This is a genomic window from Pedobacter soli (assembly GCF_900101435.1).
Classification (GTDB): domain Bacteria; phylum Bacteroidota; class Bacteroidia; order Sphingobacteriales; family Sphingobacteriaceae; genus Pedobacter; species Pedobacter soli.
The window spans coordinates 334938-352210 of sequence record NZ_FMZH01000003.1 but is presented as its reverse complement, the minus strand read 5'-3'; the positions used below and the strand labels follow the sequence as shown (position 1 = coordinate 352210).

The window sequence follows — 17273 nt, the reverse complement described above, 5'->3', positions numbered from 1 at the left end:
GTCAAAATGGTTCTATAAGGTTATGCGCTTTGATAATTTGTGCTTTCTGCATCCCCCCAAAGTTCTTCAATGCCATAAAAATGGCGTTTTTCCGTCTTAAAAATGTGCACAACCACATCAAAATAATCCAGAATTATCCAATCGGCAGATTCGAAACCTTCTTTGTGTCTTGGATCTACCTGAGTGGCTTTATATATTTCTTTTTCTACACTATCGGCAATAGCTTTTACCTGCGTGCCGGAGTTGGCACTGGCAATAATGAAATAATCAGCTACCGATGTATGGATATTTCTAAGATCTAACCGCACTATATCTTCCCCCTTTTTCTCTTGTATGCCGTGAACAGCCAACTCAGAAAGGTATGTAGAAAGGGCTACTATTTTCTTTTTTACCATTAAAATGCTTTAATTTTGGAATTACAATATTATAAATTCAACACTTGCAAAATAACACTTTTTCGACACTATTTGTTGGTCAAAATTTAATCAAATTAAAAGAAGTTGATTCTACCAATAACTTTTTAAAAGAATTGGTGTCAAAATCCGAGCCATTAGCCGAAGGTACTGTAATTATGGCAGATAATCAGTTTGCCGGACGCGGGCAGCAGCAAAGTGTTTGGCAAACCCAGGCCGGGAAAAATATCAGCACCAGTATTTTACTAAAGCCCACGTTTTTACCGCTTGATAAACAGTTTTATTTAAATATGGCCGTTAGTTTAGCCGTTAACGAAGCTTTAAGCCATTTTATTCCAGAGGGATTGAGTATTAAATGGCCCAATGATGTGTATTACCACGACAAAAAACTGGGCGGAATCCTGATTGAAAACACACTGACAGGTAGTACCATAAAAGCGGCTGTAATTGGCATTGGTTTAAATGTAAATCAGCTCGAATTTGCCGAAAATATCAGTCAAAGAGCCACTTCGGTCATTCAAATTTTACAAACTGAAACGTTTTTAATGGATATTATGGAGAAAATATTCATATTTATGGAAAAATACTACTTAATTTTGAGAGCCGGGAAGTACAGTATTTTACAAAATGATTACCTTGGCAAACTGTATAACTTCGGAATTAGCGCGTTATATCAAAATAATGGAGCTATTTTTGAAGGTAAGATAAGTGGAGTTGAAGAAAATGGCAGGTTAGAGGTTGATACCATTGAAGGCTTAAAAAGCTTTAACTTTAAGGAAATAGAATTTACACACACAAAATAAACACACAATGAAAAAAATCTCACTGGTGCTTTCGATGGTACTTTTTACCATTGCTGGCGCATTTGCGCAAATTGAAAAGCCGGTTACCTGGGCATATTCTGCAAAGAAAACAGGAAATAACGAAGCTACAATATACCTAAAGGCTACTATCGAAGACAGATGGCATATTTATTCTCAAAATGTTAAAGACGGAGGTCCGGTAAAAACAACCTTTACCTTTGCTCCTTCTAAAGATTTCAGTTTGGTAGGTAAAACCATCGAGCCTAAAGCAGTTGTGAAGTATGAGAGTACTTTTAAAATGAATGTAAGCTATTTTGAAAAATCTGTTATTTTTCAGCAAAAAATTAAGCTAAATAAAGGAACAACAGTTGCAAAAGGTAAAGTAGAATTTATGGTTTGTAACGATAAACAGTGTCTTCCACCAGAAGAGGTTGAATTTAGTGTTCCGGTTAAATAGTTGACAACAAAATAATTATAAGCAGTCCCGACAAACTCGGGACTGTTTCTTTTTAAAGTAAAATCTCAGTGTGGTAAAAAGGGGTTAATAAAATTATGCTTAATTTCACGCCTTCATAAAAAACACACACAAAGCGCACAAATGAAAAAGGTTCTATTATTGTTATTAATGGCGGCAATGTTTATTGCATTACCAGCCGTTAAAAGTTATGCGCTTGTAGCGCAAGATACTACTGCAACCGCTCCACCAGATGATATTGTTTTTACCGAAGTTGGATCTGCACAAGATAGTGCTGCGAATAATCTGGTAAAAGATTCAGTAAAAAAGGATACGGTTAAAGCTGATAAAGCTCCTGCTGTAACAAAGGATGCAGCACCAAAACAATCTTTATGGGTAACTTTTGGCTTAGGTCTTTTGGCCGGTATTGCTGCCTTTTTCCTCCCATGTATATTTCCTATGGTTCCGCTTACGGTTGGTTTTTTTACCAAGCGTGCAGAAAGCAGAGCAAAAGGAATCAGGAGTGCCATTATTTACGGCTTATCGATCATTGTAATTTACGTTGGTTTAGGTGTTATTATTACCCTGATATGGGGCGCCAGTGCATTAAACGAGATTTCTACTGATGGATTTTTTAATATTTTCATCTTTTTAATACTGATCGTTTTTGGTGTTTCCTTTTTGGGTGCTTTCGAAATTACCTTACCAAGCTCTTTTGTAAATAAGCTCGATGCCAAATCCGACTCGAAAGGTTTAAGCGGAATCTTTTTTATGGCAGCAACACTGGCTGTTGTTTCTTTCTCTTGTACCGGTCCGCTAATTGGAACATCGTTGGTTGCCATTAATACCGATTTGTTAACTCCGGTAGTGGTAATGTTTGGCTTCTCGCTATCATTAGCCGTAATTTTTACATTGTTTGCTATTTTTCCAAGCTTAATGACGGGATTACCAAAATCTGGCGGATGGCTAAACTCGATTAAAGTATTTCTGGGTTTCCTTGAACTGGGCCTATCATTAAAATTCCTTTCAACAGCCGATTTGGCTTATCATTGGGGTATTTTAGACCGTGAAATTTTCTTAGCCATCTGGATCGTTTTGGCCTTGATTTTGGGGGTGTATCTGTTGGGCAAAATCAAATTCTCGCACGATAGCGATCTTGCTTATGTTTCTGTTCCAAGGTTATTCATTGCTACAGCTACTTTTGTATTTGCAATTTATCTTATTCCGGGCTTATGGGGAGCTCCTTTAAAAGCTGTTAGTGCTTTGGTTCCACCACTCTCTACACAGGATTTTATTATTGGTCAGGATAGTGGATCGGGAGCTGGTCAGGCTACTTCAAGTCACCCCAAAAGAAAATACGCCGAATTTTTACACATCCCACACAACATTGATGGTTTCTTTGATTATGAAGAAGCGCTTGCTTATGCGAGGGAAGTAAAAAAACCGTTATTTCTAGATTTTACCGGACATGGTTGTGTAAATTGCCGCGAAATGGAAGCAAGGGTTTGGTCTGATCCAAGGGTGCTTAAAAGGTTAAAAGAAGATTATGTGGTCGTATCGCTTTATACCGATGATAAAACCGATTTGCCGGTAGCAGAACAATTTGATTCTAAAATACTGGGTACCAAAGTAAATACGGTTGGAAAGAAATTTAAACACCTGCAAGCTGAAAGATTTAATACCATTTCGCAGCCATATTATGTACTTTTGGGTACCGATGAAAAGGAATTAGTTTCTCCACCAATTGGTGTTGAATTTGATATAGACAAATATTTGCAATATCTGGATAAAGGGTTATCAGAGTTTGCTAAGAAATAAACAAATGAGCAAAATTAAAAATATTGGTGTTTTAACCTCGGGCGGTGATTCGCCGGGTATGAACGCCGCAATCAGGGCCGTAGTAAGGGCTTCTATTTATTATGATATTGAAGTAACCGGATTTATCCGTGGTTACGAAGGATTGATCAACAATGATTTTATCCCCATGGACCGGAAATCTGTGGCCAACATTATTCAACGTGGTGGTACCATACTCAAAACCGCACGTAGTGAAGCTTTCAGGACAGTTGAAGGTCGTAAAACAGCTTACGAAAACCTAAAGGCTAAAGGAATTGATGCGCTGATTGTAATTGGTGGTGATGGTACTTTTACCGGAGCGAATGTTTTTTCGAAAGAATTCGATTTTCCGGTTGTAGGCTTACCAGGTACCATTGATAACGACCTTGCGGGTACTGATTTTACGATCGGTTACGATTCGGCAATTAATACCGTTATTGATGCTGTTGACCGGATCAGGGATACTGCAGAATCGCACGATCGCCTTTTTATTGTTGAAGTGATGGGACGTGATTCGGGCTTAATTGCCTTAAGAAGTGGTATTGGTGTTGGTGCCGAAGCCATCATGATTCCGGAGGCAAATATGAATGCCGATGATATTTTGCATAAACTGGAGCATAGCCGCAGAGATAAAGCATCTAAAATTATTATTGTTGCCGAAGGTGATGATACCGGAGGCGCTTTTAGGGTAGGCGAAATTTTGCAGGCCAAATATCCGCATTATGATACTAAAGTTTCTATTTTAGGTCATATCCAGCGTGGAGGAAAGCCTACCTGTATGGACCGTGTTTTAGCAAGTCAGCTAGGTGTTGCGGCTGTAGAAGCATTAATTAAAGGCGAAAACGGTGTAATGATTGGTCAGGTAAACCGCGAGATTGTTTTTACACCTTTCGAGCATGCCATTAAGCACATCGATGCCGAAAAAGTAAGTACCAAATGGTTAAAAATGATTGATATCCTTTCGTTTTAACCAAATAAGACATAAAAAGAAAAGTCTTTCCCGCACCGGAAAGACTTTCTTGTTTTTGCTTAGTTTCGCTATAAGCAAATATCTTAATCTTCTAAAATTACTGCGGTACCGTTGGCGCTTACCATTAGCATACTACCGCCGCTACCAACTGTTTCATAATCTAAATCTACGCCAACAATGGCATTCGCACCAAGTGCTGCTGCATATTGTTGCATTTCGTTAACAGCCGTATCTTTTCCTTCTCTTAACACACGTTCGTAAGAGCTCGATCTGCCTCCTACAATATCGGTTATCCCTGCAAATAAATCTTTAAAAATATTTGCGCCAATAATAGTTTCTCCGGTAACTAAACCAATATATTTTACAATTTTTCTGCCCTCAACAGTAGGCGTTGTGGTTACTAACATAGTTTCAGTTTTTTATTATTAGAACATCATTCCGTTAAAATGTTACAAAAATTTTAAAGACCTTCTTTAAGAGATTTCCGCATTTCGAAAAATAAATTTATGTAATCTTATCCGGTTTCGCATCAGTATAAAAAACTGATAATTATGAAACTTGCCAAACCCCTTCTCCTCTCCTTTTTCCTTTCGATTGTATTTTTTGCGCAGGCCCAGATGCCGGTACTAAAAGTTCAACAAACAGAAAATGAAGCGCAAAAACAAGCTGTAAAGCTTAAAAAATTGAATATTGATGTACAGATTACCGGAAATATTGCCACCACGGTAATGACTATGACCTTTTATAACAACAGCAACCGCATATTGGAAGGGGAGCTAACCTTCCCTATGCCTGAGGGTGTGAGCATTAGCCGTTATGCTTTAGATATTAACGGAAAAATGCGCGAAGCTGTACCCGTTGAAAAAGCCAAGGCTACCGAGGTTTTCGAAAGTATTGAGCGCCGGAGAGTTGACCCAGGACTTTTGGAGAAAGTAGAGGGCAATAATTTCAGGACGAGAATTTACCCCCTGCCAGCAAATGGCAGCCGAACCATTATTGTTGGTTATGAAGAAGAGCTTGGTTTTAATAATGGAAACGCCCTGCGCTACCATTTACCTTTGGATTATAACCAGGCAGTAGAAAACTTTAACTTAAAAACTACTGTTTTTGAAAGTGTTTTAAAACCAGAGCTTAACGAGCAGCCCGATGGTAGCTTTAATTTAAAAGCCAACGGCAACACTTATGTAGGCGAAATCAATAAAAATAATTTCAGGCCTAAACATGGTTTAACCATCAATTTGCCCAAACGCAGCGATTTGCCCGAAGTACAGATGCAAAAAGCTTCTACAGGCTACTACTTTTTGGTTAATGTGTTCCCCAAAACACAAAGCCGGCCCCGCCAATGGTCTAATCAGATTGGTTTAATCTGGGATACCTCTTTAAGTGGTTTACAGCGCGATACCAAAAAGGAACTGGAACTTTTAGAGAAGATCATTAAGCAAAAACAAAATCTAACTATACAGCTTGGGTTGTTAAATAACGGCTTTAAACAGGCCGGAACCTTCAACATTTTGAATGGAAACTGGGCGATGCTTAAAAATAAACTCGAAAACCTGATATACGATGGAGGCACCAATTTTAGTGCAGTAAACACACAGGCTTTTCAGGCAGATGAATACCTGTTGTTTAGCGATGGCTTATCAACCTTTGGGCCAAATGTAATTGCCATAAACAAACCTGTACACACGATAAGCACAGCATTAAAAGCTGATTACAGTACCTTAAAATACATCAGTCAAAAAACGGGTGGAGAATTTATTAACCTGAATGCAGTTGCTGTTAACGATGGCTTTAAGCAGCTAAACGAACAGAATTTAAAGTTTTTAGGGATTAAAAACGGATCCGACGTACGCCAGACCTATCCATCGGTGCATGTTAATATAAACGGCAATTTTTCTTTGGCAGGAATATTAAATGGCATCAATACCACATTTATACTGCAATTTGGTTATGGCAATGCCGTAGTGTCTGAGCACGAGGTTCGCCTTAATGGCACAGAGCATACTTTTAACAGCATTAATGTTAGCCGGGTTTGGGCGCAGAAGAAAATTGCCGAAATGGATATTCAATACGAGGCAAACAAAGATGATATTAGCGTTTTAAGTAAACAGTTTGGCATTGTTACCCGGAATACCAGTTTAATTGTGCTCGAAAACCTTGACGATTACCTGCGTTACGAAATTGTGCCGCCACTTGAACTGCGGCAAGAATATGAAAGGATTTTAAAGCAACGCAGCACAGCAATTCTGGAGCGTAAAACCGATTTGCTTAACGCTGCTGTAGCCATGACCAAAGAATTAAAAACCTGGTGGAACACGGAATTTAAGCAGGATCTTGAAAAGAAAAACGAAGGCTACCCCGATCCGGGGCTGGTAGCTATACAAGGTGATGTCAGCGCGAATGAACAGGCTGCAGCAAGGCGGGATGAGGTAATGAGGACGCAAGAGATGCGTATGACCCCTCCGGTTGGTGCAGCAAGAAAAGCCGCTGAACAAACAAATGAATTAAATGAAGTTGTAGTAGTTGGATATGGATCGCAGGCAAAACAAGCCGTAACCGGTGCTGCTTTAACACGGTTAAAAGCGGAAGAAGTTTTAGCCCCGCTCCAGGGAAGGGTTGCAGGTTTAAGTGTGCAACGAAATAGGGTTACAGGGTCAAATGCACAAGAAACAAAGGCTCTTCCGATAAATAGGCAGCCCGATATTATTACGCGTGAATTTAAAAGCGATAAAGCCTACATGAAAAATCTGACAGGCAAACCAGACAGTGCTTATCAGTCTTATTTAAAAATGCGTTCCGATTACATCAGTACACCCATGTTTTATTTTGATGTAGCCAACTGGTTTTATCAGCAAAAGGATAGTGTTAGGGCTTTAACTATTTTAAGCAACATTGCCGATTTAGATCTTGAAAATGCCGATCTGTATAAAACACTGGCTTATAAACTCAAGCAAACCGGTAATTATAACGATGAAGTATTTGTTACCCAAAAAGTTTTACAATGGCGCCCCATGGATGCCCAAAGTTACCGCGATTATGCGTTGGCCCTGGCTGATGTTGGTCAATATCAAAAAGCTTTGGATAATTTATACAAAGTGATTACGCAAAGTTATAACAGTCAGATTGCCAGAAGAGACCAGGGAATCGAAGAAATTGTAATTGCTGAAATAAACAATTTAATTGCCCGGCATGGAAACAAATTAAGCATAAAAGATATCGACAAAAGATTAATTCAGCCTTTGCCGGTAGATGTTCGCGTGGTATTGAACTGGAATAAAAACGATACCGATATTGATTTATGGCTTACCGACCCAATGGGTGAAAAAGGCTATTACGGCAATTCGAGAACAAAAATTGGGGGTAGAATAAGTAACGATTTTACTGCCGGTTATGGGCCTGAACAGTTTATGCTTAAAAAAGCACCGAAGGGAAAATATAAAATTGAGGTAAATTACTACGGCGACAGACAGATCAACATTAGCGGCCCAACCACTGTAACTGCAGAAATTTATACCCAATATGCAACCGGCAAACAGCAGCGTAAGGTAATTGTAATGCCGCTAATTGCGAATGGAGGAAAAGGGAATTTTGTTGGAGAATTTAATTTTTAACTGAAATTGCACCGGTTAATGAAATTACACAGACAAGACTAGCTTGTTGCTTTATTAAATTAAAGCAGCAAGCCTGCTACTTCTTCCCAGGTGTTTACGCGTTCGTATTGGGTAATGAGTAAGTTGTGGGGAGAGGTAAATAATAGCGGCCGGCCTTTAAATCCAACAAAATTTTTAATGCGGTCGATCAGGATGTCTACCTCAACAATTTTATTGCCACAGAACATAATGTGCTGCCAATCAATGAAAGGGAAATGTTCGGCCATCCAATCATATTTATCAACCAGCGAATTGCGGAATTCCATAGCTGCCGAAACAATATACACATCGTACTTTTCCTGAAGGGCTTTAATAACGCGCTGACTATCAGGAATTACCTCCATGTCACGAAAGAAGCCAGGCTCGTTAATGTATTCGAACCATTTTTGATTAACTTCTTGCGGAACGTGGTGGTAAATTTCGTTCCCGGCTTCTATTTTTAAATCTAGTGGAACGCTGTAGTCGCGGTTATAGAGTTTAATAAATTTTCCGAGGGCGTCGGCAATTACCTCGTCCATGTCAATCGCAATTCTTTTCATTTTTTGTAGCAGCAAATATTTTGGTCGTAAATATCCAGAAAACAAAGAAATTAAAGTATGTTTTTAATTTACAGTATTTTACTTATCTTTGCAGCCCCGCAGCATGTAGCTCCGGGAACTATGTTGAATACATAAATACAAAAAGAAATGGCAACTAAAATCAGATTGCAAAGATTCGGGAAAAAAGGAAAACCTTTTTTCCACGTAGTGGTAGCAGATTCTCGTGCTCCACGTGATGGTAAATTTATTGAGCGTTTAGGTTCTTACAACCCAAACACCAATCCTGCTACTATCGAAATTAACTTCGAAAAAACACTTGCCTGGGTAAACAATGGTGCTGAGCCAACTGATACTGCCCGTGCAATTCTTTCTTACAAAGGTGTTTTATACAAAAAACACTTAGAAGGTGGTGTTAAAAAAGGTGCTTTAACTCAAGAACAAGCTGACGCTAAATTTGCAGCATGGTTAGAAGCTAAAGCAGACAAAATCTCTGGTAAAACAGCAGGTTTAGCTACTTCTAAAGCAGATGCGCGTAAAGCAGCATTAGCAGCAGAGGCTAAGAAAAAAGAAGAAAAAGCAGCAGCAATCGCAGCTAAAAATGCACCGGTTGTAGAAGAGGTTGTTGAAGAAGAAGCTCCAGCTGTTGAAGCTGAAGCAATTGAAGAAGCTCCTGCAGCAGAAGCTACTAAAGAAGAAGGAGCAGAATAATTAAATTATTCCGTTTCAAAAAAATAGCGTTCCGAAATCCGGAACGCTATTTTTTTAACTAAAATTACCATCCAGAGCATAATTTCTTTTTAAGCAATAAGTATTAAGATTCCCACTTTCGTGGGAATGACGATCTTCTTTTTTGAAGATGTGATTGATTGATCTCAGGGATGACAATAAAAAAGACATGAAACACGAAGAAGCATTTTACGTTGGTTACGTTACAAAAACAAGAGGTTTAAAAGGAGAAGTTCAGGTATTTTTCGAATACGACGATTATGAACAACTCGATTTTGATGTGGTTTTTGCAGATATGAACGGTAAACTGGTACCTTACTTCGTGGCGTCGGCCAAGCTCCAAGCCAATAAAACGGGTTATTTTAACTTCGATGATGTAGATCATATTGACAAAGCCCAGCCTTTGCTAAAAAAGAAATTATACCTGCCCATAGCGCAAATGCCTGAGCGCGATGAAAACGAATTCTTCTATACCGATTTGAAAGGCTTTATGGCTGTTGATGAATCGCTTGGCGAACTGGGCGAAATTTTAGAGGTTAACGAATACCCCCAACAGTTTGTGGCTACTGTGTTTTATCAGGAAACTGAAATTCTTTTCCCTTTAAATGAAGATTTTATTGTTGAAATCGATGATGAAGAAAAGATTTTAACGCTTGATTTGCCGGAAGGATTGTTGGACGTTTATTTAGAGAAATAGACCCCGCAGAAACTTTTTAAGCCTGATTTCCGTTTTACCTCTTATGAGGTGCTTATCTATTTTAATTATTGCCTTACTACTAACTGTAGGCTGTAACCGTAAAGAAAATAAAACTGTACAGGCTGTAAAAATACGGCAGGCAACTCAGCAGGATTCAATTGAAGCCGTGGGCTTAAAAGCATTAACGGCTTTGCAGGCCAAAGATTACGAAGCTTTTGCTGCGCTGTTTCATCCCACAGAGGGCGTTCGGTTCTCGCCTTATGGCTTTATCGACCCTACGCATAAACAAGTATTAGCCAAAGACTTTCTTGAAGCCATAACCCGGAACTGGATTTTAACCTGGGGCCATGTAGATGGTAGCGGTGAAGCCATCAAGATCAGGGTAAAAGCCTATGTCGATAAGTTTATTTACAACGCCGATTATTTGCATGCCCCGCAAAAAAGCTATGATAGCATTATAGGTAAAGGCAATTCGATCGATAATCTGAAAGACACCTACCCGCAACTTCATTTTACCGAATATCATTTTAAAGGTTTTGACGAAAAGTACAGGGGCTTAGATTGGACCAGTCTGAGGTTTGTGTTTAAAAAATACAACAATGCCTATTACCTCGTTGCCGTTATTCACGACCAGTGGACAGTTTAAAAGGAGAAAAACGGGCGCGCTCATTATGGAAATTGCATTAATCTGCATCATAACTTAAACCCCGATGTTATGATCAGAAAATTATACCTCTCAACTATCTTTTTTGCCGCATTTGGTGCAGCCACACATGCTCAGCAAGCCACTGTTGTAGAAATTGAAAAACTATCCCTTCCCGAAAAATTACTTCCCGAAACAGCAACTAAAAACCTCCCGGATTTTTACCGCAGTATTTTTGAAAAAACTTCTCCCCTGCCCGATAGCCTGGTGTTTTATCAGGATCATCCTTTTTTAACCGGTTTATTTAATGCCTATAAAGATCACAGGCCGGTGGTTTTATCGCCTGATATGATTTGGTTGCTCATCAGTCAGGGTTTTGCGCGGCATATTGATCAGAACAGGGAGGCTTTAAGGTCTAAGCTGGTTGATTTTGAAGGTAAAAAAGTGCTGACCGTGATCGCTAACGACATCAAACTTGGTAACCCCAATAGCAATTGGGAAGCGCTTTTTCCTCAGTTTAATCAGCAGATAAGCGTGTTTGCCGGGAAGAAATTTGTTAAAAATTTAACAGCTGATTTCAGTACAACCACCCCTACTACCAAAATCGCATCGGAAATTACACTGATGGACGGTATGAAATCTTACTTTGTTTACCAGGTTATTTTAATTGGCTGTGGTATCCCAAAGGTAACCTTAGAAGGAACGGTGGATGACTGGGAAAAGGTACTCCAAAAAATAAAATTTATTAAACAATACGATTTAAGCTGGTGGACAACGGAACTTGAGCCAATTGTAAAGGAAATTATCCAGGCTAAAAAGGGTAAGCCAAATAACGAGTTTTGGATGAATATGATTAAAGTACATACCACCAAAGCTTACGGCACCATTAACACCATTGATGGCTGGATTACCAAGCTTTTTCCATACAATAAAAAAGGGCTTAAAACCAATTTTAAACCTGTTTCTGATATCGGCGGGTTGGCTTCTGAGCTGGTAAAGGTTCCGTTTGTGTTGGAGAATAAAGAAGATGGCAAGACCTACAACATGGAGTTTTGGGCTGGTTTTGTTGGTTTAAAACAAAATAAAAATGATTTTTCATTAAAGCCAGAAATTGGATGGGCCATTAGTGCACCAGTAATAGGTGGTGGCCCCATGAGTAAATCTGATGCATTGAGTGTTTATAATATTACCGAGATACCCAGTGAAGTGTATAACGCTAAAAACCTGCGCGTGCTCGAGCTTAGCTTTAAAAATCAGATTAAAATACCCGATCAATTGGCTGAGGTGAGCATTTTAACCTTGAAATTATACGGCAGGATAACCGAAGAAGAAGAAAAACGGATTTCTAAGCTTTTTCCCAAAACGCAGATTATTATCAACGATAAAGGGCCAGAGCTGAAGTGATAAGGTAAAAACCTACTTTGGTTTAAAGAATCAGACTAAAGACTTACCTTTGCGCTATGCGTTTCGATATTATAACTGTTTTACCTGCCTTGCTGGAAAGTCCTTTTGCTCACTCTATTTTGCATCGTGCGCAGAAAAAAGGGATCGCCGAAATTGTAGTGCATAATTTGCGTGATTATGCTACCAACAAACAAAAAAGTGTAGATGACTATCAGTATGGTGGTGGCAGTGGTATGGTGATGAGTATCGAACCTTTTGCTGCCTGTATTGAAAAACTTCAGTCTGAAAGGGAGTACGATGAAATTATTTTTATGAGCCCTGATGGTGTTACGCTAAATCAGAGCACGGCCAACGAGCTTTCTATTAAAAAGAACATCATTATCCTTTGCGGCCATTACAAGGGTATAGATCAACGCATCAGAGATATATTTGTAACCAGAGAGATCTCTGTTGGCGATTATGTTTTAAGCGGTGGCGAGCTCCCTGCGGCTATTGTTGTTGATGCCGTAGTACGCTTAATTCCTGGCGTGTTAAATGATGAAACCTCGGCGCTATCCGATAGTTTTCAGGGAGAATTACTTGATGCTCCTGTATACACGCGGCCAGCCGATTGGCGCGGACATAAAGTGCCCGATGTTTTATTAAGTGGCCACGAAGCCAAAGTAAACGAATGGAGGCACGAACAGGCGCTCGAGCGTACCAAAACACGTCGTCCTGATTTGCTTGAATAAGTCGCATGCGGTTTATACCTGATAAAAATACCCTTTAATGGGTATTGCGTACTTCCCTGTGCCCTACTATTTTAGCAAATAGGAAAATAGAGAATTTGTTGTAAATAATCGGGCATTGTGCTATTTTAGGAGACTTGCGTTCAACCTCCTTTTATGCCAAAACAGATCGTTATTTGTGATGACCATTTACTTTTTTTAAATGGTATTTCAGAATTGCTTAAAAACACCGGAAACAACTATTGCATTTTTAAATTTAGCGATGTGCACTCGTGCAGGCAACATTTAATACAACACACAGCCGATGTTTTTATTTGTGATTTAAATATTAACCATAACGATGGCTTTTTACTGCTCGAAGAACTCAAATCTCAATTAAAAAATACAAAAACGATTATCCTTACTGCTTATTACGAAGATTTTCTGATCCAGAAGGCTAAGAAACTGGGTGTTGATGCTTTCCTGAAAAAAGAAACCCCGGCCGAAGAGCTGATTGAGGTTATAGAAGCGGGTAAAAGCAAGGAATTTTATACCAACAAAAATTATAAACAGGGCAATAGTGTGTACAGCACTATGGATAACCCGATTATCAATAAATTCAGGATTTCTAAACAGGAAAAGGAAATTATTAAATTAATTATAAAAGGACTTACTAGTAAAGAAATTGCTGATGTGCTGTTTATCAGTATAACAACTGTTACCACCCACCGGAAAAACATCCACCGGAAACTGGAAATCAGCAACAGCAGTTCGCTCATCAAATTTGCTCATGAGAATAATCTACTTCTTTAGCCTGCTGCTATGCTCCTATTGCTCATTTGCACAAAATATCAATAAACAACTTTCTATTTCATCCGGCTACGCCATAGATACGAATTCTACCTGGAGGCAGGAAGGTCTTCCATCGAGCATGCTAGCTGCATTTAACCCGCAAAATACCGTTAATATTGGCTACAATAAAAATGCAGCTGTGTGGTGCAGGTTTATCCTTAAGAACAATAGTCTATCGCAGCCGATTAAAACCTGGTTGTGTTTCAACAACAACCATATCGATAGCCTTACGCTTTACGATGCAGGGCTAACTAAAACCATTGGAGACAGAACGGCTAATCGGAGTCCATTTATCGAAACCCTGGCATTTGAGCTTAATTTGCAACCCAATCAGGAGAAAACAGTTTGGGTTAGGGTAAAAAAACTGACTTCATATTTGGATTTCAATTACAGTTTAGAGAACCAGAGTGAACTGGAAGCCCGCTCGTCGCAGAAAATAACCCTGACCTCTTTTTTCCTGGGGGTTGTTTTTTTGCTGCTCATGATTAACGGCATATTGTTTTTCATGACCAAGAACCGATCGTACCTTTACTATATCGCTTACTCTATACTCACGGCCTGTTATGTGGCCATTACCACCAATTTTGCCAAACACATCTTGTTTCCGGAGTTCAGGTTTTTTAGCGAAGGCAGGGTTTATGTCGGGGCAGTCTGGTACATCGCACTCAGCTTTTTTCTCGATCATTTCCTAAAGCTGAAGGAAAATCAACCCATCAAGCATAAAATTGTGCTTGTTTTCAACTACATTAATTTTTCGCTGGTTGTGATTTCCATGTCTCTGTTGGTATTTTATCCGGATGTTGAGTTTCGCTACTTTTTTATCCTGGGCTATATCATCTTTCTGGCTTCAATTGTTTTGCTCTTTGTGTCGGCATTATCACATGTAAAAATCGAAAAAACGCAGGGTATTTATGCTTTATTTGCCTTTTTGCCACAGTTGGTTTGGGGCGCCTGCCTAATTTTAAAAACTTTCGAAATTATACCGTTCGCACTTGGGAGTAACTGGATGCTGTTCATTAGCATGTACGAGGTGTTTTTGTTCGGCTATGTTTTATCCCGGAATTATATCGATATCTTTTTGAAGAATAATGAGTTGATGCAGGAGATTATTTTTGAAAAAGAAAGTTCGTTGAAGACGATTAACGAAGTGCAATTGCGCGAACGCAGAAATATTGCCAATGTTATACATGATAGAGTTGGTAGTAAAATTGCCTACATCATGCATCTTTTTGATATGGAGCACGCTAACCTGGCCAAAGAAACTATTGGTGAGCTGGCAGAAGAGATCAGGGATATTTCGCATAAAATACTTCCAAAAGCACTTGATGATGGCGCCTTGGTGGCCAGCCTGCAAAGCCAGCTCAAGACCTTAAATGCAGGCTTAACCGATACTAATATCGAGCTTTTTTGTTACGATTTTCCAGAGAAGGTAAATGAACCCTGGGTGTACGATTTGTACCTGATTTCGCTCGAAATCATTAATAACGCCATCAAACACGGTCAATCGGGCTTAATTACCCTCGAGTTTTATCAGTACAGCAAGCACTATCACTTTCAGTTTGTTGATGATGGGATTGGTTTTGATATGCAGCAAATCAGCAAGGGTTTTGGCTTAGATAATATCGAAAAACGGATTCACTATTACGATGGGAACTTTGAAATCAATAGCGTTAAAAACGAGGGTACCATTATTCAGATTAATATTCCTGTTTAATGTAGAAAGATCTTAATTTTACGGTTTGTAAACAGTACAGAAAATATCAATTTCTTCAGAATGTTTTGTAGCCTGATTTTGTAAAAGGCATGCTAATAAGTGCTTATCAGACCTTTTGGAATAGAAGCATTTAACACAATCGAATGTGGAATTCATAAAGATTGTGGAAAAAATTAAAATAGGTTTTTTTATATCAAAAAAAATCCCTAATATTGCAATCCCAAATTTAACACAAAGAATTTGGTTTAATAGCTTAAAATCATGGATTTAGTAAAATTTGTTGAAGAGCAGGCCATCGCGAAAAAAGATTTTCCTGCGTTCAAGTCTGGCGATACAGTGAGCGTACACTATAAAATTCGCGAAGGTAATAAAGAACGTGTTCAAATTTACCAAGGTGTTGTTATACAACGTAACAGTGCAGGTGCTAACGAAACCTTCACCGTGCGTAAAATGAGCAACGGCGTTGGCGTTGAGCGTATTTTCCCTTTTAATTCTCCAAACATCGAGAAAGTAGAAGTGAATAGCTATGGTAAAGTGCGTAGAGCTAAATTGTTCTATTTACGTGCTTTAACTGGTAAAGCTGCTCGTATCAAATCTTTGAGAAAATAATATTCTTTATTATAAGATATAGCCTTCACGATTAATTTCGTGGAGGTTTTTTTGTTTATACCTTTGTTAAATGTTAGATTCAGCTTTTTTCGACCAGATTTTTTGGGGTAATACCGTAAAGGCCTACTTCCTTTTTGGAGGCATACTTTTTTTAGGCTTAATATTTAAAAGAATCGTTTCAAGGCTTTTAAGCCGCCTCCTGTTTAAGCTTTTCAGCAGCTTCTCCAACCAATCGCACAACGATGCTTTTGTGGCCCTGCTCATCAGGCCTATCGAGATATTTATCCTCTTAACCACACTTTACCTTTCTATAAACCAGCTAAAACATCCTTTAGAGGTGGCTGTATTCCATTACAGTAAGCTCGTTGGCAAGGTTAAAGAACAGATTCCGGTAACTATTGGTGATTGTATCGACAGGATATTCCTTTTTATGATTATCCTCTCCATTTTCTGGATCATTTTAAGGATAATTGATTTCATTAGTCACGTATTGCTGTATAAAGCATCGCTAACCGATGATAAAGCCGACGATCAGCTGGTGCCCTTTCTGAAAGAGCTTTTTAAAACCATTGTTATTTTTATCGGTTTTTTTACGCTTTTGGGTTTCGTTTTCGAAGTAAATGTGCTTACGCTGATTACCGGTTTAGGTATTGGTGGTATTGCCATTGCTCTGGCTGCAAAAGAGAGTTTAGAGAACCTCATTGGTTCGTTTACTATCTTTTTAGATAAGCCTTTTACCGTTGGCGATCTGGTAAAAGTTGATGGTGTAGAGGGAACAGTAGAAAAAGTAGGTTTTAGAAGTACCAGGATCAGGACTTCCGAAAAAACGATGGCCACTATTCCCAATCGCGGGATGATTGATGGCGTTCTGGAAAACTTATCACTGCGTAATTCGCGTAAGGTATCCTTTATTATTGGCCTTACCTACGAAACCAATTCAACCTCGCTGCGTAAAATCATTACCGAAATAGAAAGTTATATTAACAACCATAAAGGTACCAGCGATGATGGTAATGCCTCTTTTAAAAGCTTTGGCGATTCGGGTTTAAATGTTGAGGTAAATTACTTTGTAACAGAGCTCAATTACACCCAATTCCTTCAAATCAGGCAGGAAATTAACCTCGAAATCATGGATATTGTAATGCGCAATAAATCTGATTTCGCCTACCCTACCCAGCGTTTAATTAGCGACCGGACGATTGCACAAGGCGATAATACAGAAGTGGGTAACGATACGACGGATTAGTAAGGGTTAA

Annotated in this window: 17 protein-coding genes; 14 read left to right on the top strand and 3 right to left on the bottom strand. The window is 39.0% G+C overall.

The genetic code is table 11. From position 1 onward, the window contains the following. Positions 1 to 20 precede the first annotated feature (20 nt). Positions 21 to 395, bottom strand: coding sequence for a ribosome silencing factor (gene rsfS, locus BLR37_RS08860; protein WP_039474075.1), 375 nt, complete (start codon positions 393 to 395; stop codon positions 21 to 23). A 44-nt stretch (positions 396 to 439) separates the two neighbouring features. Here rsfS and BLR37_RS08855 point away from each other — a divergent pair, with 44 nt between their 5' ends. The 4 genes from BLR37_RS08855 to pfkA all read left to right on the top strand — a co-directional run bounded on the left by BLR37_RS08855 (position 440) and on the right by pfkA (position 4476). Continuing rightward, entirely contained in the window at positions 440 to 1216 is a 777-nt protein-coding gene (locus BLR37_RS08855) for a biotin--[acetyl-CoA-carboxylase] ligase (protein ID WP_090767328.1), read from the top strand. A gap of 7 nt (positions 1217 to 1223) precedes the next feature. Next, entirely contained in the window at positions 1224 to 1673 is a 450-nt protein-coding gene (locus BLR37_RS08850) for a protein-disulfide reductase DsbD domain-containing protein (protein WP_090767325.1), read from the top strand. Positions 1674 to 1814: 141 nt separating this feature from the next. Next, positions 1815 to 3488 (top strand): protein-disulfide reductase DsbD family protein, encoded by a 1674-nt coding sequence (locus BLR37_RS08845; RefSeq protein WP_090767323.1) that lies wholly within the window; start codon positions 1815 to 1817, stop codon positions 3486 to 3488. A gap of 4 nt (positions 3489 to 3492) precedes the next feature. After that, positions 3493 to 4476, top strand: a complete 984-nt coding sequence (gene pfkA / locus BLR37_RS08840; RefSeq protein WP_090767320.1) for a 6-phosphofructokinase — start codon at positions 3493 to 3495, stop codon at positions 4474 to 4476. An 83-nt stretch (positions 4477 to 4559) separates the two neighbouring features. On the opposite strand, the gene BLR37_RS08835 is transcribed toward pfkA, so the two are convergent. Further along, positions 4560 to 4883, bottom strand: a complete 324-nt coding sequence (locus BLR37_RS08835; protein ID WP_025141635.1) for a heavy metal-binding domain-containing protein — start codon at positions 4881 to 4883, stop codon at positions 4560 to 4562. Between the two features lie 144 nt (positions 4884 to 5027). Here BLR37_RS08835 and BLR37_RS08830 point away from each other — a divergent pair, with 144 nt between their 5' ends. Beyond that, positions 5028 to 8087 (top strand): VIT domain-containing protein, encoded by a 3060-nt coding sequence (locus BLR37_RS08830; protein ID WP_090767317.1) that lies wholly within the window; start codon positions 5028 to 5030, stop codon positions 8085 to 8087. 59 nt (positions 8088 to 8146) lie between these two features. Here the strand turns inward: BLR37_RS08830 and BLR37_RS08825 are convergent, their stop codons facing one another. After that, positions 8147 to 8665 (bottom strand): 5' nucleotidase, NT5C type, encoded by a 519-nt coding sequence (locus BLR37_RS08825; RefSeq protein WP_167356569.1) that lies wholly within the window; start codon positions 8663 to 8665, stop codon positions 8147 to 8149. A 147-nt stretch (positions 8666 to 8812) separates the two neighbouring features. Between BLR37_RS08825 and BLR37_RS08820 the strand changes: the two genes are divergently transcribed. From BLR37_RS08820 to BLR37_RS08780, 9 genes are all read left to right on the top strand, one after another. Beyond that, a complete protein-coding gene (locus BLR37_RS08820) occupies positions 8813 to 9373 on the top strand; it encodes a 30S ribosomal protein S16 (protein ID WP_090767314.1) in 561 nt (186 codons plus the stop codon). Positions 9374 to 9560: 187 nt separating this feature from the next. Continuing rightward, positions 9561 to 10088, top strand: coding sequence for a ribosome maturation factor RimM (rimM, locus tag BLR37_RS08815; RefSeq protein WP_090767879.1), 528 nt, complete (start codon positions 9561 to 9563; stop codon positions 10086 to 10088). A 43-nt stretch (positions 10089 to 10131) separates the two neighbouring features. Then, positions 10132 to 10734 (top strand): hypothetical protein, encoded by a 603-nt coding sequence (locus tag BLR37_RS08810; protein WP_090767312.1) that lies wholly within the window; start codon positions 10132 to 10134, stop codon positions 10732 to 10734. A 69-nt stretch (positions 10735 to 10803) separates the two neighbouring features. Next, positions 10804 to 12135, top strand: coding sequence for a DUF4419 domain-containing protein (locus tag BLR37_RS08805; RefSeq protein ID WP_090767309.1), 1332 nt, complete (start codon positions 10804 to 10806; stop codon positions 12133 to 12135). 56 nt (positions 12136 to 12191) lie between these two features. Continuing rightward, on the top strand, positions 12192 to 12866 hold the full coding sequence (trmD, locus tag BLR37_RS08800) for a tRNA (guanosine(37)-N1)-methyltransferase TrmD (RefSeq protein WP_090767307.1): 675 nt from the start codon (positions 12192 to 12194) through the stop codon (positions 12864 to 12866). 153 nt (positions 12867 to 13019) lie between these two features. Further along, positions 13020 to 13655 (top strand): response regulator transcription factor, encoded by a 636-nt coding sequence (locus BLR37_RS08795; RefSeq protein WP_090767305.1) that lies wholly within the window; start codon positions 13020 to 13022, stop codon positions 13653 to 13655. Continuing rightward, entirely contained in the window at positions 13633 to 15408 is a 1776-nt protein-coding gene (locus BLR37_RS08790; protein WP_090767302.1) for a sensor histidine kinase, read from the top strand. The genes BLR37_RS08795 and BLR37_RS08790 overlap by 23 nt, the downstream gene beginning before the upstream one ends. Positions 15409 to 15669: 261 nt before the next feature. Continuing rightward, positions 15670 to 16017: a 50S ribosomal protein L19 gene (gene rplS / locus BLR37_RS08785; protein WP_039474107.1), complete on the top strand. Its 348-nt coding sequence runs from the start codon at positions 15670 to 15672 to the stop codon at positions 16015 to 16017. A gap of 70 nt (positions 16018 to 16087) precedes the next feature. Then, entirely contained in the window at positions 16088 to 17263 is a 1176-nt protein-coding gene (locus tag BLR37_RS08780; protein WP_090767299.1) for a mechanosensitive ion channel family protein, read from the top strand. Positions 17264 to 17273 lie beyond the last annotated feature (10 nt).